Annotated in this window: 24 protein-coding genes and 1 tRNA gene; 20 read left to right on the forward strand and 5 right to left on the reverse strand. The window is 73.3% G+C overall.

Annotation, left to right across the window (positions count from 1 at the left end):
* The first annotated feature begins 50 nt into the window (after positions 1-50).
* A complete protein-coding gene (locus tag ACFY60_RS25400) occupies positions 51-2843 on the forward strand; it encodes a penicillin acylase family protein (RefSeq protein ID WP_388616522.1) in 2793 nt (930 codons plus the stop codon).
* A gap of 66 nt (positions 2844-2909) precedes the next feature.
* Here ACFY60_RS25400 and ACFY60_RS25405 read toward each other — a convergent pair whose 3' ends face one another.
* Positions 2910-3518, reverse strand: coding sequence for a 5-formyltetrahydrofolate cyclo-ligase (locus ACFY60_RS25405; RefSeq protein ID WP_388616036.1), 609 nt, complete (start codon positions 3516-3518; stop codon positions 2910-2912).
* Between the two features lie 105 nt (positions 3519-3623).
* Here ACFY60_RS25405 and galU point away from each other — a divergent pair, with 105 nt between their 5' ends.
* From galU to ACFY60_RS25445, 8 genes are all read left to right on the forward strand, one after another.
* Entirely contained in the window at positions 3624-4535 is a 912-nt protein-coding gene (galU, locus tag ACFY60_RS25410; protein WP_388616033.1) for a UTP--glucose-1-phosphate uridylyltransferase GalU, read from the forward strand.
* A gap of 103 nt (positions 4536-4638) precedes the next feature.
* Entirely contained in the window at positions 4639-5907 is a 1269-nt protein-coding gene (glp, locus tag ACFY60_RS25415; protein ID WP_388616119.1) for a gephyrin-like molybdotransferase Glp, read from the forward strand.
* A 57-nt stretch (positions 5908-5964) separates the two neighbouring features.
* Positions 5965-6450, forward strand: a complete 486-nt coding sequence (moaC, locus tag ACFY60_RS25420) for a cyclic pyranopterin monophosphate synthase MoaC (protein WP_309050230.1) — start codon at positions 5965-5967, stop codon at positions 6448-6450.
* A complete protein-coding gene (locus ACFY60_RS25425) occupies positions 6447-7025 on the forward strand; it encodes a molybdenum cofactor biosynthesis protein B (RefSeq protein ID WP_388616029.1) in 579 nt (192 codons plus the stop codon). Before moaC ends, ACFY60_RS25425 begins: the two co-directional genes overlap by 4 nt.
* A complete protein-coding gene (locus ACFY60_RS25430; protein ID WP_309050229.1) occupies positions 7022-7645 on the forward strand; it encodes a GNAT family protein in 624 nt (207 codons plus the stop codon). The genes ACFY60_RS25425 and ACFY60_RS25430 overlap by 4 nt, the downstream gene beginning before the upstream one ends.
* A 142-nt stretch (positions 7646-7787) precedes the next feature.
* Positions 7788-8837, forward strand: a complete 1050-nt coding sequence (gene glpR / locus ACFY60_RS25435) for a gephyrin-like molybdotransferase receptor GlpR (RefSeq protein ID WP_388616026.1) — start codon at positions 7788-7790, stop codon at positions 8835-8837.
* A gap of 97 nt (positions 8838-8934) precedes the next feature.
* Positions 8935-9008: transfer RNA gene (locus tag ACFY60_RS25440), tRNA-Ala, on the forward strand.
* 257 nt (positions 9009-9265) lie between these two features.
* A complete protein-coding gene (locus ACFY60_RS25445; protein ID WP_388616023.1) occupies positions 9266-10300 on the forward strand; it encodes a hypothetical protein in 1035 nt (344 codons plus the stop codon).
* A 4-nt stretch (positions 10301-10304) separates the two neighbouring features.
* On the opposite strand, the gene ACFY60_RS25450 is transcribed toward ACFY60_RS25445, so the two are convergent.
* Positions 10305-10784, reverse strand: coding sequence for a GNAT family N-acetyltransferase (locus ACFY60_RS25450; protein ID WP_309051769.1), 480 nt, complete (start codon positions 10782-10784; stop codon positions 10305-10307).
* Between the two features lie 50 nt (positions 10785-10834).
* Here ACFY60_RS25450 and ACFY60_RS25455 point away from each other — a divergent pair, with 50 nt between their 5' ends.
* Positions 10835-11638, forward strand: a complete 804-nt coding sequence (locus ACFY60_RS25455; protein WP_388616020.1) for an exodeoxyribonuclease III — start codon at positions 10835-10837, stop codon at positions 11636-11638.
* A gap of 9 nt (positions 11639-11647) precedes the next feature.
* On the opposite strand, the gene ACFY60_RS25460 is transcribed toward ACFY60_RS25455, so the two are convergent.
* A complete protein-coding gene (locus tag ACFY60_RS25460) occupies positions 11648-12271 on the reverse strand; it encodes a MerR family transcriptional regulator (RefSeq protein ID WP_388616116.1) in 624 nt (207 codons plus the stop codon).
* Positions 12272-12479: 208 nt separating this feature from the next.
* On the opposite strand from ACFY60_RS25460, the gene ACFY60_RS25465 reads away from it, so the two are divergent.
* From ACFY60_RS25465 to ACFY60_RS25485, 5 genes are all read left to right on the forward strand, one after another.
* Positions 12480-14006, forward strand: coding sequence for a flavin-containing monooxygenase (locus tag ACFY60_RS25465; RefSeq protein ID WP_388616017.1), 1527 nt, complete (start codon positions 12480-12482; stop codon positions 14004-14006).
* A gap of 11 nt (positions 14007-14017) precedes the next feature.
* Positions 14018-14911, forward strand: coding sequence for an alpha/beta fold hydrolase (locus ACFY60_RS25470; RefSeq protein ID WP_388616114.1), 894 nt, complete (start codon positions 14018-14020; stop codon positions 14909-14911).
* Complete coding sequence (locus ACFY60_RS25475; protein ID WP_388616014.1) at positions 14908-15789, forward strand: SDR family oxidoreductase; 882 nt, start codon at positions 14908-14910, stop codon at positions 15787-15789. The genes ACFY60_RS25470 and ACFY60_RS25475 overlap by 4 nt, the downstream gene beginning before the upstream one ends.
* Before the next feature lie 158 nt (positions 15790-15947).
* Positions 15948-16142 carry a hypothetical protein gene (locus ACFY60_RS25480; protein ID WP_388616012.1) on the forward strand — a complete coding sequence of 65 codons (195 nt, stop codon included), beginning with the start codon at positions 15948-15950 and terminating at the stop codon, positions 16140-16142.
* Positions 16143-16296: 154 nt separating this feature from the next.
* On the forward strand, positions 16297-16824 hold the full coding sequence (locus ACFY60_RS25485) for a GNAT family N-acetyltransferase (RefSeq protein ID WP_388616009.1): 528 nt from the start codon (positions 16297-16299) through the stop codon (positions 16822-16824).
* Here ACFY60_RS25485 and ACFY60_RS25490 read toward each other — a convergent pair.
* Complete coding sequence (locus ACFY60_RS25490) at positions 16767-20237, reverse strand: S41 family peptidase (RefSeq protein WP_388616006.1); 3471 nt, start codon at positions 20235-20237, stop codon at positions 16767-16769. The two genes, ACFY60_RS25485 and ACFY60_RS25490, sit on opposite strands and share 58 nt — an antisense overlap.
* Positions 20238-20430: 193 nt before the next feature.
* Here ACFY60_RS25490 and ACFY60_RS25495 point away from each other — a divergent pair, with 193 nt between their 5' ends.
* Together ACFY60_RS25495 and ACFY60_RS25500 are read left to right on the forward strand one after the other, a co-directional pair.
* Entirely contained in the window at positions 20431-21003 is a 573-nt protein-coding gene (locus tag ACFY60_RS25495) for a TetR/AcrR family transcriptional regulator (protein ID WP_309057562.1), read from the forward strand.
* 113 nt (positions 21004-21116) lie between these two features.
* Positions 21117-23324, forward strand: coding sequence for an MMPL family transporter (locus tag ACFY60_RS25500; RefSeq protein WP_388616002.1), 2208 nt, complete (start codon positions 21117-21119; stop codon positions 23322-23324).
* 229 nt (positions 23325-23553) lie between these two features.
* Here ACFY60_RS25500 and ACFY60_RS25505 read toward each other — a convergent pair whose 3' ends face one another.
* Positions 23554-24066, reverse strand: a complete 513-nt coding sequence (locus tag ACFY60_RS25505; protein ID WP_388615999.1) for an SsgA family sporulation/cell division regulator — start codon at positions 24064-24066, stop codon at positions 23554-23556.
* Positions 24067-24241: 175 nt separating this feature from the next.
* On the opposite strand from ACFY60_RS25505, the gene ACFY60_RS25510 reads away from it, so the two are divergent.
* Genes ACFY60_RS25510 through ACFY60_RS25520 form a run of 3 tightly spaced genes read left to right on the forward strand, consistent with a single transcriptional unit; the run spans position 24242 to position 26806 of the window.
* The gene (locus tag ACFY60_RS25510) at positions 24242-25279 is read left to right on the forward strand and encodes an energy-coupling factor ABC transporter permease (RefSeq protein WP_388615996.1); all 1038 of its coding nucleotides are present in this window, start codon (positions 24242-24244) and stop codon (positions 25277-25279) included.
* Position 25280: 1 nt separating this feature from the next.
* Positions 25281-26051 (forward strand): cobalt ECF transporter T component CbiQ, encoded by a 771-nt coding sequence (gene cbiQ / locus ACFY60_RS25515; RefSeq protein ID WP_388615993.1) that lies wholly within the window; start codon positions 25281-25283, stop codon positions 26049-26051.
* Complete coding sequence (locus ACFY60_RS25520) at positions 26048-26806, forward strand: energy-coupling factor ABC transporter ATP-binding protein (RefSeq protein WP_388615991.1); 759 nt, start codon at positions 26048-26050, stop codon at positions 26804-26806. Before cbiQ ends, ACFY60_RS25520 begins: the two co-directional genes overlap by 4 nt.
* The last annotated feature ends 39 nt before the right edge of the window (positions 26807-26845 follow it).

A 26845-nucleotide genomic window follows, 5' to 3' on the forward strand; every position in this document is an offset into this window, starting at 1 on the left:
CTAAGGTTGCTCCCGTACTCCAGGACCACCCTGCCCCTCGAAGGACAGCGATGCCCTCCAACACGACCGCGCCCCCCGCCAAGAAGAAAGGGCGGCGTGCCCGCCTGCTCCTCCTCGTCCTGGTCCTCGCGCTGGTCGCGGGCGTCGGGGCCGGCGGGTACTGGGGTGTGAGCACCGTCCGGGGCTCGTTCCCGCAGACGACGGGCGAGATCCGGCTCGACGCCCTGTCCGGCGAGGTCGAGGTCAAGCGGGACGCCAACGGAGTCCCGCAGATCTACGCCGACAACGAGGCGGACCTCTTCCGCGCCCAGGGCTACGTCCAGGCGCAGGACCGCTTCTACGAGATGGACGTCCGCCGGCACATGACCGCGGGCCGCCTCTCCGAGATGTTCGGCGAGAGCCAGGTCGACACGGACGCCTTCCTGCGGACCCTCGGCTGGCGCCAGGTCGCGCAGGAGGAGTACGACAAGCGGCTGTCGCCGGAGACGAAGAAGTATCTCCAGGCGTACGCGGAGGGCGTCAACGCCTATCTCAAGGACCGGGACCCGTCCGACGTCTCCGTCGAGTACGCGGCGCTCTCCTTCTCCCACGACTACACCATCGAGCCGTGGACCCCGGTCGACTCGGTGGCCTGGCTCAAGGCCATGGCGTGGGACCTGCGCGGCAACATGCAGGACGAGATCGACCGCTCGCTGCTCACCAGCCGGCTGTCCACGGCCCAGATCAAGCAGCTGTACCCGGAGTACCCGTACGCCCTGCACCAGCCGATCGTCGACCGGGGCGCCGTCGACGAGTCGACGGGCGCCTTCGACCCGAAGTCCGGCTCCGGCGAGAACGGCGGCTCGGAGGACTCCGGCACGGGCACGGACAGCGGCATCGGTACGGGCACGGGCACCGGCTCCGGTACGAGCACCGACACCGGCGCCGGCTCCGGCTCCGGTTCCGACGTGCAGTCCCAGCTCGGCGCGCTCTCCGAGGTCCTCGACTCCGTCCCGGCCCTCCTCGGCCCGAACGGCAACGGCATCGGCTCGAACTCCTGGGTCGTCGCCGGGCGCTACACCACCTCCGGCAAGCCGCTCCTCGCCAACGACCCGCACCTCGCGCCGCAGTTGCCGTCCCTCTGGTACCAGATGGGCCTGCACTGCCGCTCCGTCTCGGCCACCTGCCGCTACGACGTCGCCGGCTACACCTTCTCCGGCATGCCCGGCGTGGTCATCGGCCACAACGACTCCATCGCCTGGGGCCTGACCAACCTCGGCGCCGACGTCACCGACCTCTACCTGGAGAAGATCGGCCCGAACGGCTACCTCGTCGACGGCAAGGTCCGCCCCTTCGCCACCCGCGAGGAGACGATCAAGGTCGCGGGCGGCGGCAGCCGTACGATCACCGTCCGCTCCACCGGCAACGGACCGCTCGTCTCCGACCGTTCCACCGAGCTGGAGAAGGTCGGCCAGACCGCCCCCGTCGGCAACTCCGCCCCGGACCGCGCCACCGGCTACGGCGTCTCCCTCCAGTGGACCGCGCTGCGGCCCGGCCGCTCCATGGACGCCATCTTCGCGCTCAACCGGGCGAAGGACTTCCCCGAGTTCCGGGCCGCCGCCAAGTTCTTCGAGGTCCCCTCCCAGAACCTGATCTACGCCGACACCGAGGGCAACATCGGCTACCAGGCCCCGGGCCGGATCCCCCAGCGCGCCAAGGGCGACGGCACCCTGCCCGCGCCCGGCTGGGACTCGAAGTACAAGTGGAAGGGCTACATCCCCTTCGAGCAGCTGCCCTACGAGTACAACCCGGACCGCGGCTACATCGTCACCGCCAACCAGGCCGTGATCGACCCGAAGTCCTACCCGGACCTGCTCACCAAGGACTGGGGCTACGGCGCGCGCAGCCAGCGGATCAACGACCTCATCGAGTCGAAGATCAAGGACGGCGGCAAGATCTCGCCGGACGACATGCGGACCATGCAGACCGACAACCGCAGCCAGATCGCGGCCCTGCTCAACCCGCTCCTGCTGAAGATCGACATCTCCGACCCGTACGTCCGCGAGGCGCAGAAGCTCCTGGAGGGCTGGGACTACACGCAGGAGCCGGACTCGGCCGCCGCCGCCTACTTCAACGCGGTCTGGCGCAACGTCCTCAAGCTGGCCTTCGGCAACAAGCTGCCCAAGGAGGTGCGTGCCGAGGGCGACTGCATCAACGTGATCCCGGCCGACGCCACCGGCCCGGTCGACGAGCAGCGCGAGCCGGTCCGCGAGTGCGGCGAGCGCGACGGGGACTCGGCGCAGCCGGACGGCGGCGACCGCTGGTACGAGGTGGTCCGCCCGCTCCTGAAGCAGGAGAAGAACGACTGGTGGAAGACGCCCGGCAGCCGTACCGACGCGGCCACCGAGACCCGTGACCAGCTCCTGGCCCGGGCCATGAAGGACGCCCGCTGGGAGCTGACCGCCAAGCTCGGCAAGGACGTCTCCACATGGAGCTGGGGCCGGCTGCACCAGCTGACGCTGGAGAACCAGACCCTCGGCACCGCCGGGCCCGGCGCCGTGCGCAAGCTCCTCAACCGCGGCCCCTGGAACCTGGGCGGCGGTGAGGCGGCGGTCGACGCCACCGGCTGGAACGCGGCCGGCGGCTACGAGGTCGTCTGGGTGCCGTCGATGCGGATGGTCGTCAACGTCGGCGACTGGGACAGGTCCCGCTGGGTCAACCTGACCGGCGCCTCCGGGCACGCCTTCCACGACCACTACACCGACCAGACGGACACGTGGGCGAAGGGCGAGCTGTACGACTGGCCGTTCGGCAAGGAGGCGGTCGCCGCGGCGGCCAGGGAGACGCTGACGCTGAAGCCGTAGGCGCGGCCGGGCGGTCCGGGCCGGGAACCACCGGCCCGGACCGCCCGGGGCCCCGGCGGCGAGCAGTCAGGCCGCCGGGCCCGCCGGCCGGAAGCGCGTCACCCCGTCGGGGGTGACCACCGCGTGCACGGGGTGGTCGTGGGGTTCCTCCGGAACCCGGGCGACCACCTCGTTCGCGTACAGGAGCACCACGAGGGCCGGGTCGGCGCCCGCCCGGGCGAGCCGGGCGAGAACCCGGTCGTACGAGCCGCCGCCCCGGCCGAGCCGCATGCCCCGCCCGTCCACGGCGAGCCCCGGCAGCAGCACGGCGTCGGCGGCGCACACCGCCTCGGGACCGAGCCGGGGGCCGGTCGGTTCGAGCAGCCCGCGCCCCGCCTTCGCCAGCGCCTCCGGTCCCTCGTACTCCGCCCAGTCGAGGTCGTTGTCGGGCAGCAGGACCGGCAGCAGGACCCGTACCCCGCGCTCGCGCAGCGCGTCGAGCAGGGCGCGCGTGCCGGGCTCGCGGCCCACCGACACATAGGCGGCGACGGTGGACGCCCCGGCCAGCTCGGCCAGTTCGAGGCCGTGCTCGGCGAGCGCCGCGGACGTCCGTCCGAGGGACTCGGGGGGCAGCGCGGCGCGCGCGTCGAGCAGGCGGCGGCGCAACAGGGTCTTCTCGGTCAACTCTGCGGTCATGACGGCCTCACGTGAACTTCGCGAACCTCTCGTAACTGTCTTTATGCGGGCGAAGTTAATCGGATCCACATCTTCCCCTCATTCCCAACCGTTAAGGTGCACGGCATGACTCAGTCGTTCCCCAGCCTCGGCCGGATCAGCAAGGCTGTCATCCCGGCCGCCGGCCTCGGCACCCGCTTCCTCCCGGCGACCAAGGCGACGCCGAAGGAGATGCTGCCGGTCGTCGACAAGCCGGCGATCCAGTACGTCGTCGAGGAGGCCGTCGCGGCCGGCCTCACCGACGTGCTCATGATCACCGGCCGGAACAAGCGCCCCCTGGAGGACCACTTCGACCGCAACTACGAGCTGGAGGAGGCCCTCAGCCGCAAGGGGGACGACGAACGCCTCTCCAAGGTCCAGGAGTCCAGCGACCTCGCGACCATGCACTACGTGCGCCAGGGCGCCCCCCGCGGCCTCGGTCACGCGGTGCTGTGCGCGGCCCCGCACGTCGGCGACCAGCCGTTCGCGGTGCTCCTCGGCGACGACCTGATCGATCCGCGCGATCCGCTGCTCGCGCGGATGGTGGAGGTCCAGGAGCGGGAGGGCGGCAGTGTGATCGCGCTGATGGAGGTCGACCCGGCGCAGATCCACCAGTACGGCTGCGCGGCCGTCGAGGCGACGGTCGACTCCGACGTGGTGAAGGTGACGGGCCTGGTCGAGAAGCCGGAGCCGCACGAGGCCCCCAGCAACTACGCGATCATCGGCCGGTACGTGCTCGACCCGGCCGTCTTCGGGATGCTGCGGGAGACCGAGCCGGGCCGGGGCGGGGAGATCCAGCTGACCGACGCCCTGCAGAAGCTGACCACGGACGAGAAGATCGGCGGGCCGGTCCACGGCGTCGTGTTCAAGGGCCGCCGGTACGACACCGGCGACCGGGGCGACTATCTGCGTGCCATTGTCAGACTCGCGTGCGAGCGTGAAGATCTGGGACCGGACTTCCGGGCCTGGCTCCGGAGATACGTCAGCGAGGAGATGTAGGACCTTGAGCAGCAGCACGGCACCCTCCCCCGGCCCCGCCCACGACCACGGGCACGACCACGGGCAGGGTGCCGCCGACCCGTGCGCCGGCCCGGCACGCGGGCTGTGGTCGGTGGACGAGCACCTGGCCGACATCCTCGCGACGGTCCGCCCGCTCGAACCGATCGAGCTCCAGCTGCTCGACGCCCAGGGCTGCGTCCTCGTCGAGGACGTGACGGTGCCCGCCGCGCTGCCGCCCTTCGACAACAGCTCCATGGACGGGTACGCGGTCCGGGTCGCCGACGTCGCGGGCGCCACCGAGGAGTTCCCCGCCGCCCTCACGGTGATCGGGGACGTCGCCGCCGGCGCGGACGGGCTGCCCACCGTCGGCCCCGGCGAGGCCGCCCGCATCATGACCGGCGCCCCGCTGCCCCCCGGCGCCGAGGCCGTCGTCCCGGTCGAGTGGACCGACGGCGGTACGGGCGGGGGCGCGGCCGCCGGCATGCGCTCCGCGCGCACCGACCCGGAGGGCGCCGGAGGCACGGTCCGGGTGCACCGCTCCGCCGAGGTCCGCGCCCATGTGCGCGCCGCCGGCAGCGACGTGAAGGCAGGGGAGCTCGCCCTCCCGGCGGGCACGGTCCTGGGGCCGCCGCAGATCGGGCTGCTCGCCGCCATCGGCCGGGGCACCGTGAAGGTCCGGCCGCGCCCCCGGGTGGTGGTCGTCTCCACCGGCAGCGAGCTGGTCCAGCCCGGCGAGGAGCTGGGGCCGGGGCAGATCCACGACTCCAACAGCTTCGCCCTCGCGGCGGCGGCGCGGGACGCCGGCGCCCTCGCCTACCGGGTGGGCGCGGTCACCGACGACGCCGACGCGCTGCGCGACATGATCGAGGACCAGCTGATCCGGGCCGACCTGATCGTCACCACGGGCGGCGTGAGTGTCGGCGCGTACGACGTGGTGAAGGAGGCGTTGTCCGCCGACGGACAGGTCGACTTCCGCAAGCTGGCGATGCAGCCGGGCAAGCCGCAGGGCTTCGGCGCGATCGGTCCGGAGCAGGTGCCGCTCCTCGCGCTGCCGGGCAACCCGGTCTCCTCGTACGTCTCCTTCGAACTGTTCGTGCGGCCCGCGATCCGGGCCCTGCGGGGCCTTGAGGACCTTCACCGGCCGCGCGTGCGGGCGGAGCTCGCCGCCGAAGGACCGCTGACGTCACCCGCGGGGCGCCGCCAGTTCCTCCGGGGGACGTACGACGCGGAGGCGGGCACCGTCACCCCCGTGGGGGGCGCGGGCTCCCACCTGATCGCGGCGCTGGCACGGGCGGACGCCCTGATCGTCGTACCGGAGGAGACGGAGTCGGTGGCGCCGGGTGAGGAGCTGGACGTGGTCCTCCTCGGCTGAGAAGGGGGAGGTGGGGGTACGGTGTCGTCCCACACAGCGACCGGGAGTGTCACGGCCATGAGCACGCAGCAAGGACTCACCCACATCGACGAGGCGGGTGCGGCCCGCATGGTCGACGTCTCCGCGAAGGACGTCACGGCCCGCACCGCGCGGGCCAGCGGACGGGTCCTCGTCTCGCCCCGCGTGATCGAGCTGCTGCGCGGCGAGGGCGTCCCGAAGGGCGACGCGCTCGCCACCGCCCGCATCGCCGGGATCATGGGCGCCAAGAAGACCCCCGACCTCGTCCCGCTCTGCCACCCGCTGGCCCTCTCGGGCGTCACCCTGGACCTGCGCGTCGCCGACGACGCGGTGGAGATCCTGGCGACGGTCAGGACCACGGACCGTACGGGCGTCGAGATGGAGGCCCTGACGGCGGTGTCGGTGGCGGCCCTGACCGTCGTCGACATGGTGAAGGCGGTCGACAAGGGCGCGGTCATCTCCGACGTGCGGGTGGAGGAGAAGACCGGCGGCAAGTCGGGCGACTGGACGCGGAGCGCCTCGTGACGCGGGCGGGCAGGGTCGCGGGCGCCCACGAGGAGCACACGCGGCCGGCCACCCCTTCGGAAGCCCCGGCCGCCGCCTACCGGGCCCTGGTGGTGACGGCCTCCAACCGCGCCTCGGCGGGCGTCTACGAGGACAAGGGCGGTCCGCTGATCGCCGAGGGCCTGAGCCGGATGCGGTTCGCCGTGGACGGCCCCCGGGTCGTCCCCGACGGCGCCCCCGTCGAGGCGGCCCTGCGCGAGGGTGTCGCCGCCGGGTACGACGTGATCGTGACGACCGGCGGCACGGGCATCTCGCCCACCGACGCGACGCCCGAGGCGACCCGCCGGGTCCTGGAGCGGGAGATCCCCGGCATCCCGGAGGCCATCCGCGCGTACGGCCGCGAGAAGGTCCCCACCGCCGCGCTCTCCCGGGGCCTCGCCGGTGTCGCCGGCCGCACGCTGATCGTGAACCTGCCCGGTTCGACGGGCGGGGTACGGGACGGGCTCGCCGTCCTGGAGCCGCTGCTGCGACACGCGGTGGACCAGATCCGGGGCGGCGACCATCCCAGACCGGAGGAAGCGGGCGCGACGTCATGATCCCGTCCTGGCCCGTGGTCCTGGTCGACGGCGACGTGCTGCTGCGCCCGATAAAGATGCGGGACCAGCGGGCCTGGCGCGAGGTGAACCGCCGTAACCGCGAGTGGCTGCGGCCCTGGGAGGCGACGGTGCCGCCGCCCGCGCCGGGCGCCCCGGCCGGCCGCCGTCCGACCTACCGTCAGATGGTGCGCCATCTGCGGTCGGAGGCGAACGCGGGCCGGATGCTCCCCTTCGTCATCGAGTACCAGGGGCGGCTCGTCGGCCAGTTGACGGTGGCAGGGATCACCTGGGGCTCGATGTGCTCGGGCCACGTGGGCTACTGGGTCGACCGCGAGGTCGCGGGGCGCGGGGTGATGCCGACGGCGGTGGCGCTCGCCGTCGACCACTGCTTCCGTTCGGTCGGACTGCACCGGATGGAGGTCTGCATCCGTCCCGAGAACGGGCCTTCGCGGCGGGTCGTGGAGAAGCTCGGATTTCGCGAGGAGGGGCTGCGTCCGCGCTATCTCCACATCGACGGGGCGTGGCGTGACCACCTGGTCTACGCGCTGACCGCGGAGGAAGTGCCGGAGGGGCTGGTGCGGCGCTGGCACCTGGCACGACGTCAGCACCCCGCACAATAAAATAAGTGTTCGAATTTCATCGTCAGTTGAACGCCAATCGATCTGAACAATCACAAAAAAGTTCAGTGATATCAGCCAGATCGTGCGACACACCGGGCCAATTGGCCGATGCCCGTCTCCGAACCCCTCTACGGTGTGAGACGTGAGCAGCAGCGGCCTCATCTACGCAGTCATCGTCGGGGCCTGGGCCGCCTACCTGGTGCCGATGTGGCTCCGCCGGCAGGACGAGCTGAACGAAGCCCGTCCCACGGAACGCTTCAGCACCGCCATCCGGCTGCTGTCCGGACGGGCGGGCATGGAGCGCCGGTACGCCAAGGAGCTCAGGGAGCGGGACCGGACGGCGGACGGAGCGGTGCCCGACGTGGACCCGGACGCGGTGACCGAGCATCTGAGCTCGGTCGACGTCCGGGCCTTCTCCGCGCCCGCGGCCAGGACCGAAGCGCGCCTGGAACTCCCGGAGCAGACCGGCCCCCCGGAGCCCGCCGAGCCCGAACCGGCCCGCGACCGGCCCGCCCGGCCCCGCCGTGGCGCCGCCGAACGCGCCCGCCGCGGCAGAGTCCTCGCCCGCCGCCGGCGCACCATCACGGTCCTCTTCGTCGCCTTCACCCTCGGCGCGATCGTCGCCGCGGTCGGCGGCGTCACCTTCCTGTGGGCCCCGGGCATCCCGGCGGTGCTGCTGAGCGCGTACATCGTGCACCTGCGCGTCCAGGAGCGCCGCCGCTTCGTGTACGTCATGGACCGGCGCCGCGCGGAGGCCGCCGCCGCCCGGCTCCGCGAGAGCCGCCGGCCCGCACCCGACCCCGCCCCGGAGGCCGAGGAGGCCCCGGCCCCGTCCGTCTCCCCGCAGGAGGCGGACCGGCGCGCCCTGGTCGAGCAGACGGACCACGCCGAGTGGGTGGACCAGCAGCGCGAGCGCGGCCCGGCCCGCGGCGACAGCTGGGACCCTGTCCCGGTGCCGCTGCCCACGTACGTCACGGCCCCGGTCGCCCCCCGCGCGTCGAGCGGCGTGGACATCACCGACCCGGAGACCTGGAGCGCGGCCCGCTCCTCCACCGCGGCCGACCCCACCCCGCCGCCCGCCCCGGCCCCGGAACGCCGCCCCGCCCCGCCCCGCCGCACCCGCGACCACGGCCGGACCCCCCTCTTCGACCAGTACGCGGACGACGACCGCCCCCGCGCCGCCAACGAGTGACCCGCCCGGCGGAGGCCCGTGACGGCCCTCCGCTGACCTGCGGCGGAAGCGATTTTTGTTCTCGCCGACGGGGATGCTAATGTTTCACACGTCGCAAGGGCCTGTGGCGCAGTCTGGTAGCGCACCTCGTTCGCATCGAGGGGGTCTGGGGTTCAAATCCCCACAGGTCCACAGACAGACGGAATCCCGTCCGATCGCAAGATCGGGCGGGATTCCGCCGTTTCCGGGCGCACTTCGCCGAGGTGGAGCACGGGCGTGGGCGGGGGATTCTTTTCCGGATGTGATCGCGTCGGCCGCCACCTGCGCGGTGCGCCGGAAGTTACTCCGGTATGAATCACGAGTCCTACTCCGCTCCCTGGCCCTTCCCGGTCGGGGTGAACCTCGCGCTGAACCCCCGTCACTTCTCTCAGGCTCCGCACGGTTGGGACGTGTCCGTGTCGGCGGTGGAGCTGGCCGGACTGGCGCAAGGGCCCGACGCCGTGAGGGCGCTCGGGGCCCGGCGGGGTTTCCTGGGCGAGACGCCGGCGAACCTGGAGCTCCGCAGGACCCTCGCGGAGCGGCCCGAGCACTTCGGGCGGATCCACCCGATCGTTCTCGGGGCCGACGAGGTGCACGTGCCGGGCCTCGCCGCGGCCCGGGGCGGGGTGGGTGCCCTGCATGTGTACGGGGTCGAGTGCATCGACGGGCTCCAGCGGCTGTGCACCGTCGCGGACGGGCTCGACCGCTGGGGGCCGGCGCACCTGGACCGGGCCACGGTGCGCCTGGAGATCCACTGCGGCCGGGCCCGTGATGTCGCGCGGGACCTGCACGACGCCGCGTACCGGCACGTCAACGCGCCGACGGCGCAGGACCGGCTGGTCCGGTGCCCGAACATCCAGCGGCTGATGAGGAGCGACTGGGAGAAGGAGGGGTCGTTCAGCCCGTGGCGGGGAGCGAGCGCGGGGCCGAGCAAGCGGCTCTACACGATGCCCGTGGTCACCCGGGGGCTCGCCTGTCTCTCGGCCGGGCCGGGGCCGGAGGCCGCGCACTTGGCGGCGACGGACGAGGGCCTCGAAGTCCTCTGGGGAAGCGTCGGTTCGGCCCTCTACTTGGAAATCTTCCACGACCGGATGAGCCCGCTCGGTGTCGTGCGGGCCGTCAAGGCCTACGAGGCGGCGCAGGCCGCGCTGCGGCGCCTGCCGGCCCGGGCCAGGGAACGGGCCGGTCATCTGATCTCGTACGCCCCCGACCTGGTCGCACGGGAGGCCTGCCGGAAGACCCTGCCCGTGGCCGGGCTGCACGACGAGCAGTCACGCTTCGACTGGCAGGGCGGGATCGAGCGGGACCTGCCCGCCGAGGTCGAGCGGACGGCTGCGGATCTCGTCCGGCGGTACGAGGCCGTCCACGCCCGCCTCGGGGGCAAGCACTACAAGGGGGAGGTGGAGCGGCTCGACGTCTGGCGGGCGATCCTGGCGGAAGGGTGACCCCTCAGGCCAGGGGCTTCGCGAAGCAGCGGCTGTTGGGGTAGTCGCGGTAGAGGCCGAACTTGGCGCAGGGCTCGTAGCCGCTGGAGGTGTAGAGGGCGATGGCCTCCGGCTGGGCCGTGCCCGTTTCCAGGACCATGCGGGTGCGGCCGGCCGCGCGGGCGTCCGCCTCCAGGGCGGCGAGGATGCGGCGGGCCAGGCCGAGGCCACGGGCCTCGGGGACCACGTACATGCGCTTCAGTTCCGCGTCGCCGTCCGCGTAGCCCTCGTCGTTCTCGTCCTGGGTGCGCCAGCCGCCGGTGGCGACGGGGCGGCCCAGCGGGTCGTAGGCGAGCAGGTAGAGGCCGTGCGGCGGGGTGAACATGGAGGGGTCCAGCGGTGTGAGATCGCCCTCGTCGTCGTAACGGGCGACGTACTCCAGCTGTACGGCGTCGTTGAGTTTGACGGCGTCGGGGTGGTCAAAGGGCAGCGGCTGGATGTTCATGCAGTGCATCGTACATGTATGCAGCATCCGCCTGTCGGTATCCTCCCGGGATGCTCACCGTCACGTCCGTGAATGTCAATGGTCTCCGTGCCGCCGCCAAGAAGGGCTTCTCCGAGTGGCTGGCCGGCAGCTCCGCCGACGCCGTCTGCCTGCAGGAGGTCCGCGCCGAGGAGGCCCAGCTGCCCGCGGAGGTCCGGGCCCCCGAGGGCTGGTTCACCTTCCACGCTCCCGCCGCCGCCAAGGGGCGGGCCGGTGTGTCCCTCTACACGCGGCGCGAGCCCGACGCCGTGCGCGTCGGCTTCGGGTCGAGCGAGTTCGACGGCAGCGGCCGGTACATCGAGGCCGACCTCCCCGGCGTCACCGTCGCCAGCCTCTACCTGCCGTCAGGCGAGGTCGACACCGAGCGCCAGGACGAGAAGTACCGCTTCATGGACGCCTTCCTGCCCTACCTCAAGGAGCTGAAGGAGCGGGCCGCCGCCGACGGCCGCGAGGTCGTCGTCTGCGGCGACTGGAACATCGCCCACCGCGAGGCCGACCTCAAGAACTGGCGGGCCAACCGCAAGAACGCCGGCTTCCTCCCCGAGGAGCGCGCCTGGCTGAGCCGCGTCCTCGACGAGAACGACGGCGGCTACGTGGACGTCGTCCGCGCCCTCCACCCCGACCAGGAGGGCCCCTACAGCTGGTGGTCGTACCGCGGACGCGCCTTCGACAATGACAGCGGCTGGCGGATCGATTATCAGATCACGACCCCCGGCCTCGCCGCGAAGGCCGTGAAGGCGTACGTCGAGCGGGCCGCCACCCACGCCGAGCGCTGGAGCGACCACGCGCCGGTCACCGCCGTCTACCAGCTCTGACCGGGGCGCCTACGGGGTGTCGTCCCGCAGTCGCCGGTCGAGGGCCATCGACAGTTCCGCCTCGACCACGCTCTTGGCGAGCGGGCGAAGGCGCTGCATGTCGCCGTCGCGGGCGTGGGCGCGGAGGAGGTCGGTGAAGAGGTCCGCGAGGGCCTCGGCGTGCTCGCGGACGCGGGCGCCCGCCTTGAGGACCTCGGCGAGCGGGACGCCCTCGCGGACGAGGGCGGCGGAGACGTCGAGCAGCCGGCGGCTGATGTGGACGAACTCCTCGCCGTCGGTGAGGACGTAGCCGAGGTCGAGGGCGGCCGCCAGGTTCTCGGGGGTGACCTCGCCGGCGAAGTGGTCGGCGAGTTCCTCGGGGGTGAGGCGGACCGGTTCCTCCTCGGTGGGCGCCGGGAGGGCGAGGACCTCGCGGACGTTGCGCCCGCTCTCGAAGGCGGCGGTGAGGTCGGCGATGCCGTTGAGGGTGTGGCCGCGTTCCAGGAGGGCGGCGATGGTGCGCAGCCGGGCGAGGTGGTGGTCGTCGTACCAGGCGATGCGGCCCTCGCGGCGGGGTGGCGGGATGAGGCCGCGCTCCCGGTAGAAGCGCAGCGTGCGGACGGTGATGCCGGCCGCGGCGGCCAACTCCTCCATGCGGTACTCGCGTACGGGGGTGCCCGCCGCGGTCTCCGCCGTCTCGCCCGGTCGGGTGCCTGATCCTTCTGCCACGGACGCCAGCCTATGTTGTACCGCCGGTAACTTTCCCGCGCCGGACCTCTACCGCTCGGTAGGGAGCTGCTCTACAGTCCCGACTGTGCCAGTGATTGCTGGCGGAATCTTGGCCGGGCGCACGGGAGGCGGCATGGCGAAGCACGAGCACGTACGGGTGGCGGTGATCGGATCGGGATTCGGCGGGCTCGGAGCCGCCGTCCGGCTGCGCCGCGAGGGGATCACCGACTTCGTCGTCCTGGAGCGGGCCGACTCCGTGGGCGGCGCCTGGCGCGACAACAGCTACCCCGGCTGTGCCTGTGACGTCCCGTCCCACCTCTACTCCTTCTCCTTCGCGCCCAACCCCGACTGGCCGCGCACCTTCTCCGGCCAGCGGCACATCCGGGCCTACTTGGAGCACGTCGCCGACACCTTCGGGCTCCGTCCGCACATCCGCCTCAACCACGAGATGCTCCGCATGGAGTGGGACGCCGAGGCGCTGCGCTGGGAGATCGAGACCAGCGCCGGCCGCCTCAGCGCCGATGTCGTCGTCTCCGCCGCCGGGCCGCTCTCCGACCCGCAGATCCCCGACATCCCGGGGCTCGCCGACTTCCCCGGCAAGGTCTTCCACTCCGCCCGCTGGGACCACGACTACGACCTCCGCGGCAAGCGCGTCGCCATGATCGGCACCGGCGCCTCGGCCATCCAGATCGTGCCCGAGATCCAGCGCGAGGTCGGCCGGCTGACCCTCTTCCAGCGCACGCCCCCGTGGGTCATGCCGCGCATGGACCGCTCCATCAGCGGCCCCGAGCGCTGGCTGCACCGCACGCTGCCCGTCACGGCCACCCTGCGGCGCGGCATCCTCTGGGGCATCCGCGAACTCCAGGTCGGCGCCTTCACCAAGCACCCCGGCGAACTCGGCCTGGTCGAGAAGCTCGCCAAGGCCAACATCGCCCGCTCCATCAAGGACCCGGAGCTGCGCGCGAAGCTGACCCCCTCGTACCGCATCGGCTGCAAGCGGATCCTGCTCTCCAACACGTACTACCCGGCGCTCGCCCAGCCCAACGTCGACGTCGTCGCCTCCGGGCTGCGCGAGGTCCGCGGCTCGACCGTGGTGGCCGCCGACGGCACCGGGACCGAGGTCGACGCGATCATCTTCGGCACCGGCTTCCACGTCACCGACATCCCGATCGCCGAGCGCGTGATCGGCGCCGAGGGGATCAGCCTCGCCGAGTCCTGGAAGGACGGCGTGCAGGTGCTGCGCGGAGCCACCGCGAGCGGCTTCCCCAACCTCATGATGATCATCGGACCCAACACCGGCCTCGGGAACTCCTCGATGATCCTCATGATCGAGTCCCAGCTGAACTACATGGCCGACTACCTGCGCCGGCTCCACGGCCTCGGCGAACGCGCCGCCCTCGCCGTGCGGCCCTCCGCCGTCGGCGCCTGGAACCGCAAGGTCCAGTCCCGCATGGAGCGGACCGTGTGGAAGTCCGGCGGCTGCGACAGCTGGTACCTCGACGCCAGTGGCCGCAACACCACCCTGTGGCCCGGCACGACGGCCGAGTTCCGGCGCGAGACCCGCAGGGTCGACCTCTCCGAGTACGAAGTGGTCCGCGCGCCCAGGCCCCTGAACCCGGCCGGGACCCCGGCCTCCCGCGCGAAGGAGGCGGCCAAGTGACGCTCCGCCGCATGCCGGTGCCCCGCGAAGTGACCGCCGTCTCCGCCGACGGCGCCCGCCTCCACGTCGAGGTGTACGGCCCCGAGGGCGCCCCCGCCGTCGTGCTCGCCCACGGGTGGACCTGCTCCATCGCCTTCTGGGCGGAGCAGATACGCGCCCTCGCCACCGACCACCGGGTCATCGCCTACGACCAGCGCGGCCACGGCCGTTCGCCGCTGCCCGGGCCCACCGGGCAGGGCTACTCGACCACGTCCCTCGCCGACGACCTGGAGGCGGTGCTCGCCGCCACGCTCGGCCCCGGTGAACGCGCCGTTCTCGCCGGGCACTCCATGGGCGGCATGACGATCATGGCCGCCGCCGGCCGGGAGGGCCTGCGGCAGCACGCCGCCGCCGTGCTGCTCTGCTCGACCGGGCCCTCACGGCTGACCGCCGAGGCCACCGTCCTCCCCCTGCGGCCGGGCGGTCTGCGGACCCTGCTGACCGGGGCGGTGCTCGGCTCCAAGGCGCCGCTGGGACCGGTCACGGTCCTTTCGAAGAAGATCCTCAAGTACGCCACGATGGGCCCCGGTTCGGCGCCCGACCGGGTCGACACCTGCGCCCGGATCGTGCACGCCTGCCCGCGCCCCGCCCGGTACGGGTGGTCGCAGGTTCTGGCCGGCCTCGATCTCCAGGCCGCCCTCGCGGACCTGCGGCTTCCGGTGGCGGTGCTCGTCGGCACCGCCGACCGGCTCACCCCGGCCGCCCACTCCCGGGCGATGGCGGAGGCGCTGCCGCACTGCACGGGCCTGGTCGAGCTGGCCGGCGTGGGCCACATGACGCCGGTGGAGGCACCCGAGGCCGTCACCGCGCAGATCCGCGAACTGACCCTCACCTACCTGGGGGCGAAGGAGGAGGCAGAGGCATGAGCAGGGTGAGCCTGGAAGGACAGGTGGCGGTCGTCACCGGAGGTGCGCGCGGCGTCGGAGAACTCCTCGCCCGCAAGCTCTCCGCGCGCGGCGCGAAGATCGCGCTGGTCGGCCTGGAGCCGGAGCTGCTGAAGGAGGTGGCGGGGCGGCTGCACACCGAGGCCGACTGGTGGCACGCCGACGTCACCGACCACGAGGCCATGGCCCGGGTCGCGGCCGAGGTGAAGGAACGGTTCGGGAAGGTCGACATCGTCGTCGCCAACGCCGGTGTCGCGGCGGGCGGTCCGTTCGTCGACTCCGACCCGGCCGCCTGGCGGCGGGTGATCGAGGTCAACCTCATCGGCGGCGCCGTCACCGGCCGGGCCTTCCTGCCCGTCCTGATGGAATCCCGCGGGTACTTCCTCCAGATCGCCTCGCTCGCCGCGATCACCCCGGCCCCGATGATGACGGCGTACTGCGCCTCCAAGTCGGGCGTGGAGGCCTTCGCGCACAGCCTGCGCGCCGAAGTGGCGTACAAGGGCGTGAAGGTGGGCGTCGGCTACCTCTCCTGGACCGACACGGACATGGTGCGGGGCGCGGACCAGGACGACGTGATGAAGGAGCTGCGGCAGCGGCTGCCGTGGCCGGCGAACCGCACGTACCCCCTCGGCCCGGCCGTGGACCGGATCGTGGCGGGCATCGAGCGGCGCTCGGCCCATGTGTACGCCCAGTGGTGGCTGCGCGGGATGCAGTCGGTGCGCGGCCACCTCCCGGGCCTGATCGCCACGGTGGGCCGCCGCGAGGTGGAGCGCTTCGGGCCGCGGCTCGGGACCGTCTCCAAGGGCCTGGTCGGCGCGGGCGGCGCGGCCGACGAAGCGGCGCGGGCGGAACGGGCCTGAGGGAGGGGCCCGGCCCGGGGCTGGGCCGGGACCCGGTCCGTTACGCACCGTGATGCTCCGACATGCGAAGTGTGTTCGCCCATGCGAATCTGGTCGTGCCCCCGGGGCCAACGGGCCCCGTCCCCCTCACACCCTTCTAGGAGTGAACCTTCATGGGCATGGACCAGTTCAAGGACAAGGCCGAGCAGCTCAAGGAGCAGGCCAAGCAGGCCGCGGGCAAGGCGAAGAACGAGGCGTCGGAGCGCGCCACCCAGGGCCGTGAGCGTGCGGCCCAGGGCCGTGAGCGCGCCGCGGAGCAGACGCGCCGCCCGCAGCAGGACGCCCAGCAGCGGAACCGGGACTACGAGTCCTGACCCCGCCGCCGTACGGCGCCCGAGGAGTCTGACGCCGCTCGGCGTCGGCCGTCCTTGAGGAAGGCGCACCCGGGACGCCGGGTGCGCCTTTCGCGTGTGATCTTGGCGCATAAGTCGCGCGCGTCCCGGGCCGGTTCTCCGTACCGTGGCGCCCATGGCCGTACTTGAGCGCATCCGATCCGATCACGGGCCCGCCCTGCTCGCCTTCGAGCGGGAGAACCGGGCGTTCTTCACCCGCTCGGTGCCCGACCGGGGCGAGGCGTACTTCGAGGAGTTCGACGCCCGGCACCGGGAGCTGCTGAAGGCGCAGGACGCCGGCGAGATCCACTTCCACGTGCTGGTGGCGGAGGGCGGGGAGATCCTCGGCCAGGTCACCCTGCTCGGCGTCGACCCGCGCGAGGGCACCGCCGAACTCGGCTTCCGGCTGGCCGAGAAGGCGACCGGCCGGGGCCTCGCCACCCAAGGCGTGCGGGAGGTGTGCCGGCTCGCCGTCGAGGAGTACGGGCTGCGCCGGCTCACCGCGGCCGCGGCCCTCGCCAACGACGCCTCCCGCGCGGTCCTCACCCGTGTCGGCTTCGGGGCCGTCGGCAGCGTCGGCCTCGGGCCCGGCGAGCCCGGCATCGCCTACGAGCTCGACCTCGGCGGCAGCTTCGGACGCGAGCGGTCCGGTACGTCCTCGTAGCCCGGGGGGCTCGCGGCCGGTGTCTTCTCCAGGAGCGCGAGCGCCACGTGCACGGCGTCGTCCAGCTGGGCGTGCCGGCCCTCGGCCCAGTCCAGGGGGGTGCGCAGGACCGCGAGGTCGGGTTCGACGCCGTGGTTCTCGACCGACCAGCCGTACTCGGGGAACCAGGCCGCGTTCATCGGTACGGTGATCTGCGTGCCGTCGCCGAGCCGGTGGCGGCCGGTCATGCCGACGACCCCGCCCCAGGTGCGCTGGCCGACCACGGGTCCGAGGCCGAGCAGCTTGAACGCGGCGGTGATCATGTCGCCGTCGGAGGAGGTGGCCTCGTCGGCGAGGGCGACGACGGGGCCGCGCGGCGCGTTCGAGGCGTAACTGACGGGCTGCGCGTTCCGGGTGAGGTCCCAGCCCAGGATCTTCCGGGTGAGCTGCTCGATCACCAGCTCGCTGATGTGGCCGCCCGCGTTGCCGCGCACGTCCACGATGAGCGCGGGCCGCGAGACCTCCATGCGCAGGTCGCGGTTGAACTGCGCCCAGCCGGAGCCGCCCATGTCGGGGATGTGGAGGTAGCCGCACCGGCCGCCGCTCAGCTCCCGGACCACCGCGCGCCGCTTGGTGACCCAGTCCTGGTAGCGCAGCGGGCGCTCGTCCACGAGCGGGACGACGGCGACCCGGCGGGCGCGGCCCTCGCCCTCGGCGGGCGTGAAGGTGAGCTCGACGGTGGTGCCGCCGGTGCCGGCGAGCAGCGGGTACGGCCCGGCCACCGGGTCCACGGGCCGGCCGTCGACGTGGGTGAGGATCGCGCCGGGGCGGATGCCGGTGCCGGCGAGCGGCGAACGGGCCTTGGAGTCGGAGGAGTCGCCGGGCAGGATGCGCTTCACCGTCCAGCCGCCCTCACGGGGCACGAAGTTGGCGCCGAGCAGGCCCTGCGGGCGCTGGTAGTGCGGCGGGCCCTCGTTGCGGCGGGCGGGGGTGACGTAGGCGTGCGAGGTGCCGAGCTCGCCCATGACCTCGCGCAGCAGATCGGCGAACTCGTCGGGCGAGGCGACCCGTTCGACCAGCGGGCGGTACTGGTCCAGGATCGCCGACCAGTCGACCCCGCCCATGCCGGGCTCCCAGAAGTAGGCGCGGACGATCCGCCCCGCCTCGTCGAAGGCCCCCCGCCACTCGGCGCCCGGGTCGACCTCGTGCAGGATGCGCCGCAGGTCCAGGTAGACGGTGGAGTCGCCGTCGCCGGGCTCGGTGGCGGGCACGGCCCGCAGCTCGCCCTCGTCCACGATCACCAGCCGGCTGCCGTCACCGCTGACGGCGAACCAGTCCAGGTCCTTGGCGAGTTCGGTGCGGCGCGCCCGGGTCACCGAGAAGTGTTCCAGGGTGGGGCGGCCCGAGGTGTCGGCCGGGTTGGCGAAGGTCTCGCCGAGCGCGCCCGAGATGGGCCAGCGCAGCCAGACCAGGCCGCCGCCGCTGACCGGGTGCAGGGCCGAGTACTTGGAGGCGGCGACCGGGAAGGGCGTGACCCGGTCGGCCAGGCCCTCGACCTCGACGGTGACCGTGCCGTCACCGGTGTCCACGGCGTCGTCGGGGTCGAGCCCGCCGGCCGCCGGCCGCCCGTCGGGGAGCAGCGCGAAGGGGGAGGGCGTGGCGGAGGAGAGCGGTACGAGGTAGGGGCGGCAGCCCAGCGGGAAGGACAGGTCGCCGGTGTGGACGTCGTACACCGGGTCGAAGCCCCGCCAGGAGAGGAAGGCCAGATAGCGGCCGTCCCGGGTGAAGACCGGGTTCTCGTCCTCGAAGCGGCCGTTGGTGACGTCGACGACGGTGGGGGCGCCGGGGCCGGCGATGCGGGCCATCTTGATGGAGCGCAGGGAGCGGCCGATACCGGGGTGGGACCAGGTCAGCCAGGCGCCGTCGGGGGAGAAGGCGAGGTCGCGGACGGGGCCGTTGACGGACCGGATGAGCTCGGTGACGCGGGCGGGCGCCGCTTCCGCGCCGGAGGCCTCGTCCGCGGCCCCGGCGCCTTCCGTGCCCTCGGCCCCATCCGTGCCCTCGGCCCCATCCGTACCTGAGGGCCGGTCCGTACCGGGGACCGCGGCTTCTTCCGTACCTCCGGCCCCTTCCGTACCGCCCGGCTCCTCGCCGGTGCCGGGGACGCCGATGCCGGCCGTGTCCTCACCGGTGTCGACCAGGAGCAGCCTGCCGTCGTGGGAGGCGACGGCGAGGCGGTCCCCGTCGGGGTCGGCGGCCATCTCCTCGACCCGGCCGAGCAGGCCCTGCGCGAGGCGGCGGGGCGGCCGGTCGCCGGTGGCGCGCGGCAGGTACGCCACCTCGATGGCGTCCTCGCCCTCGGCGTCGGTGACGTAGGCGATCCGGCCCCCGCTGCCGAGCATCTCGGGCAGCCGGACCCGCACCCCGGGGGTGTCGGTCAGGGCGCGGGCCGGGCCGTCGCGGTGGGTGAGCCAGTAGAGGCTGCCGCGCACCCCGACGGCGCTGGCCCGGCCGGTCTCGTCGACGGAGAGGGCGTCGACGTGGTGGGCGGCGGGCACCTGGTAGGGGCGGCGGCCCGCGCGCTGGCCGCCCAGCCGTACCTCCAGCTTGCGCGGCCGGGAGTCGGGGGTCAGGTCGTCCACGATCCACAGGTCGCCCGCGCACTGGTAGACGACCCGGCGGCCGTCGCTGGAGGCGTGCCGGGCGTAGAAGGCGTCGTGGTCGGTGTGGCGGCGCAGGTCGGTGCCGTCGGGCAGGCAGGAGTAGAGGTTGCCGATGCCCTCGTGGTCGGAGAGGAAGGCGATCCGCCCGCCGACGAACATCGGTGCGTCGAGCTGGCCCCCGAGGTCGGCCAGGAGCCGTTCGCCGTGCAGCCAGAGCCGGCCCGTGGCGCCGCCCCGGTAGCGCTTCCAGGCGGCGGGCTCGTGCGGCGGCCGGCCGGTGAGGAGGAGGGTGCGGCGCTCCCCGCCGGCCTGGTCGGAGCAGGCGATGTCGCTGACCGGTCCCCAGGGCATGCGGCCGCCGGGCGAGCCGTCGGTGGGCACGGTGTAGGCCCACGAGAAGTACGAGAAGGGCTGGCCGTGCGAGGAGACGGCGAGGATGTCGGAGCGGCCGTCCTTGTCCGGCGGCGTCCAGGAGCAGACCCGGGTGTCGGTGGAGCCCCAGTGCGTGAGCCGCCGGGCCGGTCCGCCGTCGACGGGCACGAGGTGGATCTCGGGGTCCAGGCTGCGCCAGCTCGTGCAGGCCACGTGGCGGCCGTCGGGGGAGAAGCGCGGCGGGCCGACGCGGGTGCGGTCGACCGTGAGCCGCCAGGCTCTGCCGGGCCGTTCGCCCTCGGGTACGAGGGGGGCGAGCCACAGGTCGTCCTCGGCCGCGAAGCACAGCAGGTCGTCGTGGAGGTGCGGAAAACGGAGGTAGGCCACGTCGTCGCTCACCCCCTCATGCTTTCCGCGCGAAGGGGGCGCGGCAACTCGTACGCGTGTCCACCCGCCGGACCCGTACGGGGGAGGGACGGTGCGGTGCCGGAGGCCGTGTGTCCCAGAACACGTACGAAACGGTTTCGTTTCGATGAGGGTGCGGGTAGGGTCGAGGTGTACGACACCGTTTCGATCGGACGGGAGACCGGTCATGGCACGCAGCAGGCTCACCCCCGAGCGTGAGTCCGAGCTGTACGAAGCCGTGCTCGACCTCCTCCGCGAGGTCGGCTACGACGCCCTCACCATGGACGCCGTCGCCGCCCGCACCCGTTCCAGCAAGGCCACCCTCTACCGCCAGTGGGGGAGCAAGCCGGAACTGGTCGCCCGGGCCCTGCGCCACAACAAGCCGGTCGATCTCGCCGAGATCGACACCGGCTCCCTGCGCGGGGACTTCCAGGCGCTCCTGGAGCGGACCGACGACTGCCAGATGGAGAAGGACGCCGCGCTGATGCGGGGTCTGGCCCATGCCGTCCACGACAACCCCGACCTGCACCAGGCCCTGCGCGAACTGCTCATCGCACCCGAGATGAACGGTCTCGCGGAAGTCCTCGGCCGGGCTGTCCGCAGGGGCGAGGTCGACGCCGGGAACCCGGCGCTCTCGCTCGTCCCGCACATGCTGATCGGCGCGTTCGTCGCCCGTCCGCTGATCGACGATCAGCCGGTCGACCACGCGTTCCTCAGCGCCTACGTCGACGCCGTCGTGCTCCCCTCACTCGGCGTCTGACAGCCGCTGTCCCCACAGCGGCCCGCACCACCCCGCACCACCTGACGCGTACCGCTCACGCCGTCGGGCCGGCTCCCCATGCCCTGTCCCAATCACACCGGGAGTACGTACCCGTGGCCACCTTCCTCTACAAGCTGGGCCGCTCCGCCTTCCGGCGCCGACGGCTCGTCGCCCTCCTGTGGGTGGCGCTCCTGGCGGTCGCCGGAGTCGGCGCCGCCACCGCGCCCACCGCCACCTCCAGCTCCTTCTCCATACCCGGCACCGAGGCCCAACGCGCCTTCGACCTGCTCGAAGAACGCTTCCCCGGCGCCGGCGCCGACGGAGCCACCGCCCGCGTCGTCTTCAAGGCCCCCGACGGCCGGAAGATGACCGACGCCGCGCACAAGGCCGTCGTCCAGGAGACCGTCGCCGTCCTGAAGTCCGGCTCGGACCAGATCGTCGCCGTCTCCGACCCGTACACCACGCAGGCCGTCTCCCGTGACGGCTCGACCGCCTACGTCTCCGTGACGTACGAGGTCAACGCGATGGAGCTGACCGACGCGACCCGGGACGCCCTCAAGGAGACCGGGCACAACGCGCAGGGCAAGGGGCTGACCGTCGAGATCGGCGGTGACGCGCTCCAGACCATGCCGGAGCAGGGCGCGAGCGAGGCCGTCGGCGTGGTCATCGCCGGCATCGTGCTCGTCCTCACCTTCGGCTCGCTCGTGGCCGCCGGACTCCCGCTGCTCACCGCGATCATCGGCGTCGGCATCGGCGTCTCCGCGATCACGGCCCTCGCGAACGTCCTGGACCTGGGCAGCACCACCTCCACCCTCGCCACGATGATCGGCCTGGCCGTCGGCATCGACTACGCCCTCTTCATCGTCTCCCGCTACCGCGCGGAGCTCGCCGAGGGCCGGGACAAGGAGGAGGCCGTGGGCCGCGCGGTCGGCACGGCGGGCTCCGCCGTCGTCTTCGCCGGTCTCACCGTCGTCATCGCCCTCGTCGGCCTGGCCGTCGTCAACATCCCGATGCTGACGAAGATGGGCTTCGCCGCCGCCGGCACCGTGGTGATCGCCGTCCTCATCGCGCTCACCCTCATCCCGGCCCTGCTGGGCTTCGCCGGCGACCGCATCGTCAGCCGGAAGGAGCGCAAGGCGGCCCGGGCCGCCGAGGGGACGGAGGCGGGCGAACGGGGCGCCGCCGCGACCGGGGCCCCGGCCAAGCCCAACGCGGGGACGCGCTGGGCCGGCTTCGTCGTCCGCCGCCCCCTGATGGTGCTGCTCGTCGGCGTCCTCGGCCTCGGCGCCATGGCCGTCCCCGCCGCCTCCCTGGAGATGGGCCTGCCGGACGACGGCGTCAAGCCGGTCTCCGCCACCGAGCGCCGGGCGTACGACCTGCTGTCCGACGGCTTCGGCCCCGGCTTCAACGGCCCCCTCCTCGTCGTCGTGGACGGCGACCGGGCCACCGCCGACCGGACCGTCTCCACGATCAAGGGCCTCGACGGCTGGGCCGCCGTCACCCCGGCGACCCCCAACAAGGCCGGCGACGCCGCCATGATCACCGTCGTCCCGAAGGACCGGCCCTCCTCGGCCGCCACCGAGACGCTGGTCCACGACATCCGGGACGCCACCGGCGACGAGGTCCTCGTCACCGGCGCCACCGCGATGAACATCGACTTCTCGCAGAAGATGAACGACGCCCTGGTGCCCTACCTCGCCCTGGTCGTCGGGCTCGCCTTCGTCCTGCTGACCCTGGTCTTCCGCTCCGTCCTCGTCCCGCTCAAGGCGGCCCTCGGCTTCCTGCTCTCGGTCGTCGCGGCCCTCGGCGCGGTCGTCGCGGTCTTCCAGTGGGGCTGGCTGGGCAGCCTGTTCGGCGTCGAGCAGACCGGCCCGATCATGTCGATGATGCCGATCTTCATGGTGGGTGTCGTCTTCGGTCTCGCCATGGACTACGAGGTCTTCCTCGTCACCCGGATGCGTGAGGCGTACGTCCACGGCGAGCGGCCCGCCCAGGCCGTCGTGACCGGCTTCCGGCACAGCGCCCGGGTGGTCACGGCCGCCGCCGTCATCATGATCGCGGTCTTCGCCGGCTTCATCGGGATGTCCGACCAGATGGTCAAGATGATCGGCTTCGGCCTGGCCGTGGCCGTCCTCTTCGACGCCTTCGTCGTCCGCATGGCGATCGTCCCGGCCGTCCTGGCGCTCCTCGGGGCCAAGGCCTGGTGGCTGCCGAAGTGGCTCGACCGGGCGCTGCCCAACGTGGACGTGGAGGGCGAGGGCCTGGCCGCCGCCCGCGACGCCGCGGCCGGGAGGCCGGAGACCGACCTCGTGAAGGCCTGACCGGCAGGGCGCGGGGCCTTCTTCCGAAGGCTCGCGCCCGTCCCCCGATACCCCGGGGCGGCCCCTGAGCGGGGGGCGTGCCCCGGACCGCGCCGGGACCTGTGGGGACGGGGAACCGACGCGGCAGGACGCCGTCGGCGTGTCGTTCAGCGATGCGCCGGCGGCGTCCGTGCGTCGCGGGACGCCGGGCAGGCCACGTGCCCGGGGTGGTGCTCCGGCCGGCCGGTGGTCAGTGACGCGCCGACGGTGTCCGTGCGCCGGTGCGCCGGGCCACGGCTTCGGCAGGGTCGGCCTCGGCGCGGGTGGGTTCCGTACGGGCGGAGCCGGCGCCGCGCGGCTCGGGGCCGCGGCCGCCCGCGTACGTACGGCGCAGGAAACGGACCAGGGCCGCGGTGTCGAACTGGACGACCGCGACGCCGTCCTCGCCGTGGAACTCCACGACCGTCTGCACCCGCCCGCACGGCCACACCGCCACATCGCCCCGGTGGGCGGGCACGCGCATCCCGTGCTCCAGCAGGGCGCGCGGGAAGGCCCACTCGACCTCGCCGGGGAAGATGAAGCGCACGGTGGCGGGGGAGTAGCCCGGGTCGAAGCGGAGGGCGACGGGGACGGGACGGGAGAGGGGGGCGTCACTGACGATCCGCCCCCGGGCCCGGTCCTCGACCGGGCGGCCGGCCGGCGGGAGGTGGTGCGCGGCGGGGCCGCCTGCGGCGTGCCCCTCCGCGGAATCCGCGGGGTCCATCGGAGAGCTCCTCACGTTCGGTCCTCTTCGGCCTCTTCGATCCCTCCCGTACAGGTCCTCCTTCCCGGAGCGCGCGCCGCGCATGCGCCGCCCCGGTGTCGCGCACGCCACTCCGTGCCGTTCTGTGATCCGTACGCTCTTGCAAGTGCTTTGCAGCAGCGTCCATCATTCGGGCGTGCATGTACCTGACGGATTCATCAACGCCCCCGTGTCGGCCGCCGCCGGTCTCGTCGCCGCCGGCGCCGTCGCCGTCAGCCTGCGCGGAGCCCGACGCGAACTCGACCAGCGCACGGCCCCGCTCGCCGGACTCGTCGCCGCCTTCGTCTTCGCCGTCCAGATGCTGAACTTCCCGGTCGCCGCAGGAACCAGTGGACACCTCCTCGGCGGGGCGCTCGCCGCGATCCTCGTCGGACCCTGGACCGGCGTCTGCTGCATCGCCGTCGTCCTGCTCATGCAGGGGCTCCTCTTCGCCGACGGCGGTCTCACCGCCCTCGGCGTCAACATCACCGTGATGGGCGTCGTCACCGTCGTCGTGGCCTACGCCCTCTTCCGCGGACTCGTCCTCGTCCTGCCGCGCACCCGCCGCTCGGTGACCGCGGCCGCCTTCGTCGCCGCGCTCGTCTCCGTGCCGGCCTCGGCCGCCGCCTTCACCCTGCTCTACGCGATCGGCGGCACCACCGACGTGCCGATCGGGACCGTCCTCACCGCCATGCTCGGCGTGCACGTCCTCATCGGAGTCGGCGAGGCCGCCATCACCATGCTGACCGTCGGCGCGGTCCTCGCCGTCCGCCCCGACCTCGTGTACGGCGCCCGCGGCCTGACCGCCCCGCTCAAGCTCCGCGTCGGCGGGGAGCTCGTCGACGCCCGGCCCGCCGCCGGCACCGTGGCGACCGCGCCGGCCTCCCCGGGTTCGCCGAAGAAGCTGTGGATCGGCGGCGTCGTCACCGCCCTGGTCCTCGCCGGGGTCGTCTCCTTCTACGCCTCCGCCAGCCCCGACGGCCTGGAGAAGGTCGCCGCCGACCAGGGCATCGACGCCAAGGCCGAGGAACACGCCGCCGCCGGTTCCCCGCTCGCCGACTACGGCGTCGAGGGCGTCGAGACCGAGCGCCTCTCGGGCGGCCTCGCCGGCGTCATCGGCGTGGGCGTCACGCTCGCCGCCGGCACCGGCGTCTTCTGGGCCGCACGCCGCCGCAAGACCCCCGCGGACGCCTGAGGTGGGCGCGGGGCACGCCCACCGGCTCCACCGGCCCGGCCGCTCCCCGGTCCACGAGCTGCCCCCGCACACCAAGCTCGTCGCCGTCCTCGGCTTCGTGGCCGTCGTGGTCTCCACGCCCCGCGAGGCCGTCTGGGCCTTCGCCCTGTACGCCCTGCTCCTCGCCGGCGTGGCGGGCGCGGCCCGCGTCCCGGCCGGCTTCCTGCTCAAGCGGCTGCTCATCGAGGTGCCGTTCGTCGCGTTCGCGCTGCTCATGCCGTTCGTGGTGCCCGGCGGGCGGACCGAGTTCCTCGGCGTCCCCCTGAGCGTCCCCGGCCTGTGGGGCGCCTGGAACGTCCTGGCCAAGGGCACCCTCGGCGTCGCCGCCTCCGTGCTCCTCGCCACCACCACCGAACTGCGGGCCCTGCTCCTCGGCCTCCAGCGCCTCCGGATGCCCCCGCTGCTCGTCCAGATCGCCTCCTTCATGATCCGGTACGGGGACGTCGTCACCGACGAGATGCGCCGCATGTCCGTCGCCCGCCGCTCGCGCGGCTTCGAGGCCCGGGGCGTGCGCCACTGGGGCGTGCTCGCCGGTTCGGCGGGCGCCCTCTTCATCCGCTCGTACGAGCGCGGGGAGCGGGTCCACCTCGCCATGGTCAGCCGCGGCTACACCGGCACCCTGCCGGTCCTCGACGAGACGCCCGCCACCCGGGCCGAGTGGGCGCGCGCCGCCACCCTCCCGCTCGCCGCGCTCCTGATCTGCCTCATCTGCCTCCTCGGACGGACCCCGTGACCCGCACCGCCCCGCTCCCGCCCTCGCTCGAGGTGACCGGCCTCGCCTACGCCTACCCCGACGGCCACCAGGCCCTCTTCGGCGTGGACCTCACCGTCGGACGCGGTGAACGGGTCGCCCTCCTCGGCCCCAACGGCGCCGGCAAGACCACCCTCGTCCTGCACCTCAACGGCATCCTCGCCGCCGGCGCGGGCTCCGTCACCGTCGCCGGTCTGCCGGTCGGCAAGCGGCACATGGCCGAGATCCGCCGCCGGGTCGGCATCGTCTTCCAGGATCCCGACGACCAGCTGTTCATGCCGACCGTCCGCGAGGACGTGGCGTTCGGCCCGGCCGCCGCCGGGCTGCGCGGCGCCGCCCTCGACGCCGTCGTGCACCGGGCGCTGGCACGGGTCGGCATGGCGGAGTTCGCCGACCGGCCCCCGCACCACCTGTCCTTCGGGCAGCGCCGCCGGGTCGCCGTCGCCACCGTCCTCGCCACGGAGCCGGAGATCCTCGTCCTCGACGAGCCGTCCTCCAACCTGGACCCGGCCTCCCGCCGCGAGCTCGCCGACGTGCTGCGCTCGCTGGACGTCACCGTCCTCATGGTCACCCACGACCTGCCGTACGCCCTGGAGCTCTGCCCGCGTTCGGTGATCCTCAGCGAGGGCGTGATCGCCGCCGACGGCCCGACCGGCGAGATCCTCGCCGACACGGAGCTGATGGCCCGGCACCGCCTGGAGCTGCCCTTCGGCTTCGTCCCCGGTTCCGTCGCCTGAGACCATGGGGGCCGTTCGTACGGTACGAGAGGAAGTGTG

This window comes from Streptomyces sp. NPDC012827 (genome assembly GCF_042900905.1).
GTDB lineage: Bacteria > Actinomycetota > Actinomycetes > Streptomycetales > Streptomycetaceae > Streptomyces > Streptomyces gulbargensis.

Coding starts and splice junctions, on each gene's coding strand:
- ACFY60_RS25430 (WP_309050229.1), top strand. CDS start 7,022: ATGATCCCGTCCTGGCCCGTGGTCCTGGTCGACGGCGACGTGCTGCTG.
- ACFY60_RS25505 (WP_388615999.1), bottom strand. CDS start 24,066: ATGGACCCCGCGGATTCCGCGGAGGGGCACGCCGCAGGCGGCCCCGCC.
- ACFY60_RS25460 (WP_388616116.1), bottom strand. CDS start 12,271: ATGGAGGAGTTGGCCGCCGCGGCCGGCATCACCGTCCGCACGCTGCGC.
- ACFY60_RS25495 (WP_309057562.1), top strand. CDS start 20,431: ATGGCACGCAGCAGGCTCACCCCCGAGCGTGAGTCCGAGCTGTACGAA.
- ACFY60_RS25450 (WP_309051769.1), bottom strand. CDS start 10,784: ATGAACATCCAGCCGCTGCCCTTTGACCACCCCGACGCCGTCAAACTC.
- ACFY60_RS25470 (WP_388616114.1), top strand. CDS start 14,018: ATGCCGGTGCCCCGCGAAGTGACCGCCGTCTCCGCCGACGGCGCCCGC.
- ACFY60_RS25405 (WP_388616036.1), bottom strand. CDS start 3,518: ATGACCGCAGAGTTGACCGAGAAGACCCTGTTGCGCCGCCGCCTGCTC.
- ACFY60_RS25475 (WP_388616014.1), top strand. CDS start 14,908: ATGAGCAGGGTGAGCCTGGAAGGACAGGTGGCGGTCGTCACCGGAGGT.
- moaC (WP_309050230.1), top strand. CDS start 5,965: ATGAGCACGCAGCAAGGACTCACCCACATCGACGAGGCGGGTGCGGCC.
- galU (WP_388616033.1), top strand. CDS start 3,624: ATGACTCAGTCGTTCCCCAGCCTCGGCCGGATCAGCAAGGCTGTCATC.
- ACFY60_RS25400 (WP_388616522.1), top strand. CDS start 51: ATGCCCTCCAACACGACCGCGCCCCCCGCCAAGAAGAAAGGGCGGCGT.
- ACFY60_RS25455 (WP_388616020.1), top strand. CDS start 10,835: ATGCTCACCGTCACGTCCGTGAATGTCAATGGTCTCCGTGCCGCCGCC.
- ACFY60_RS25485 (WP_388616009.1), top strand. CDS start 16,297: ATGGCCGTACTTGAGCGCATCCGATCCGATCACGGGCCCGCCCTGCTC.
- ACFY60_RS25480 (WP_388616012.1), top strand. CDS start 15,948: ATGGACCAGTTCAAGGACAAGGCCGAGCAGCTCAAGGAGCAGGCCAAG.
- ACFY60_RS25465 (WP_388616017.1), top strand. CDS start 12,480: ATGGCGAAGCACGAGCACGTACGGGTGGCGGTGATCGGATCGGGATTC.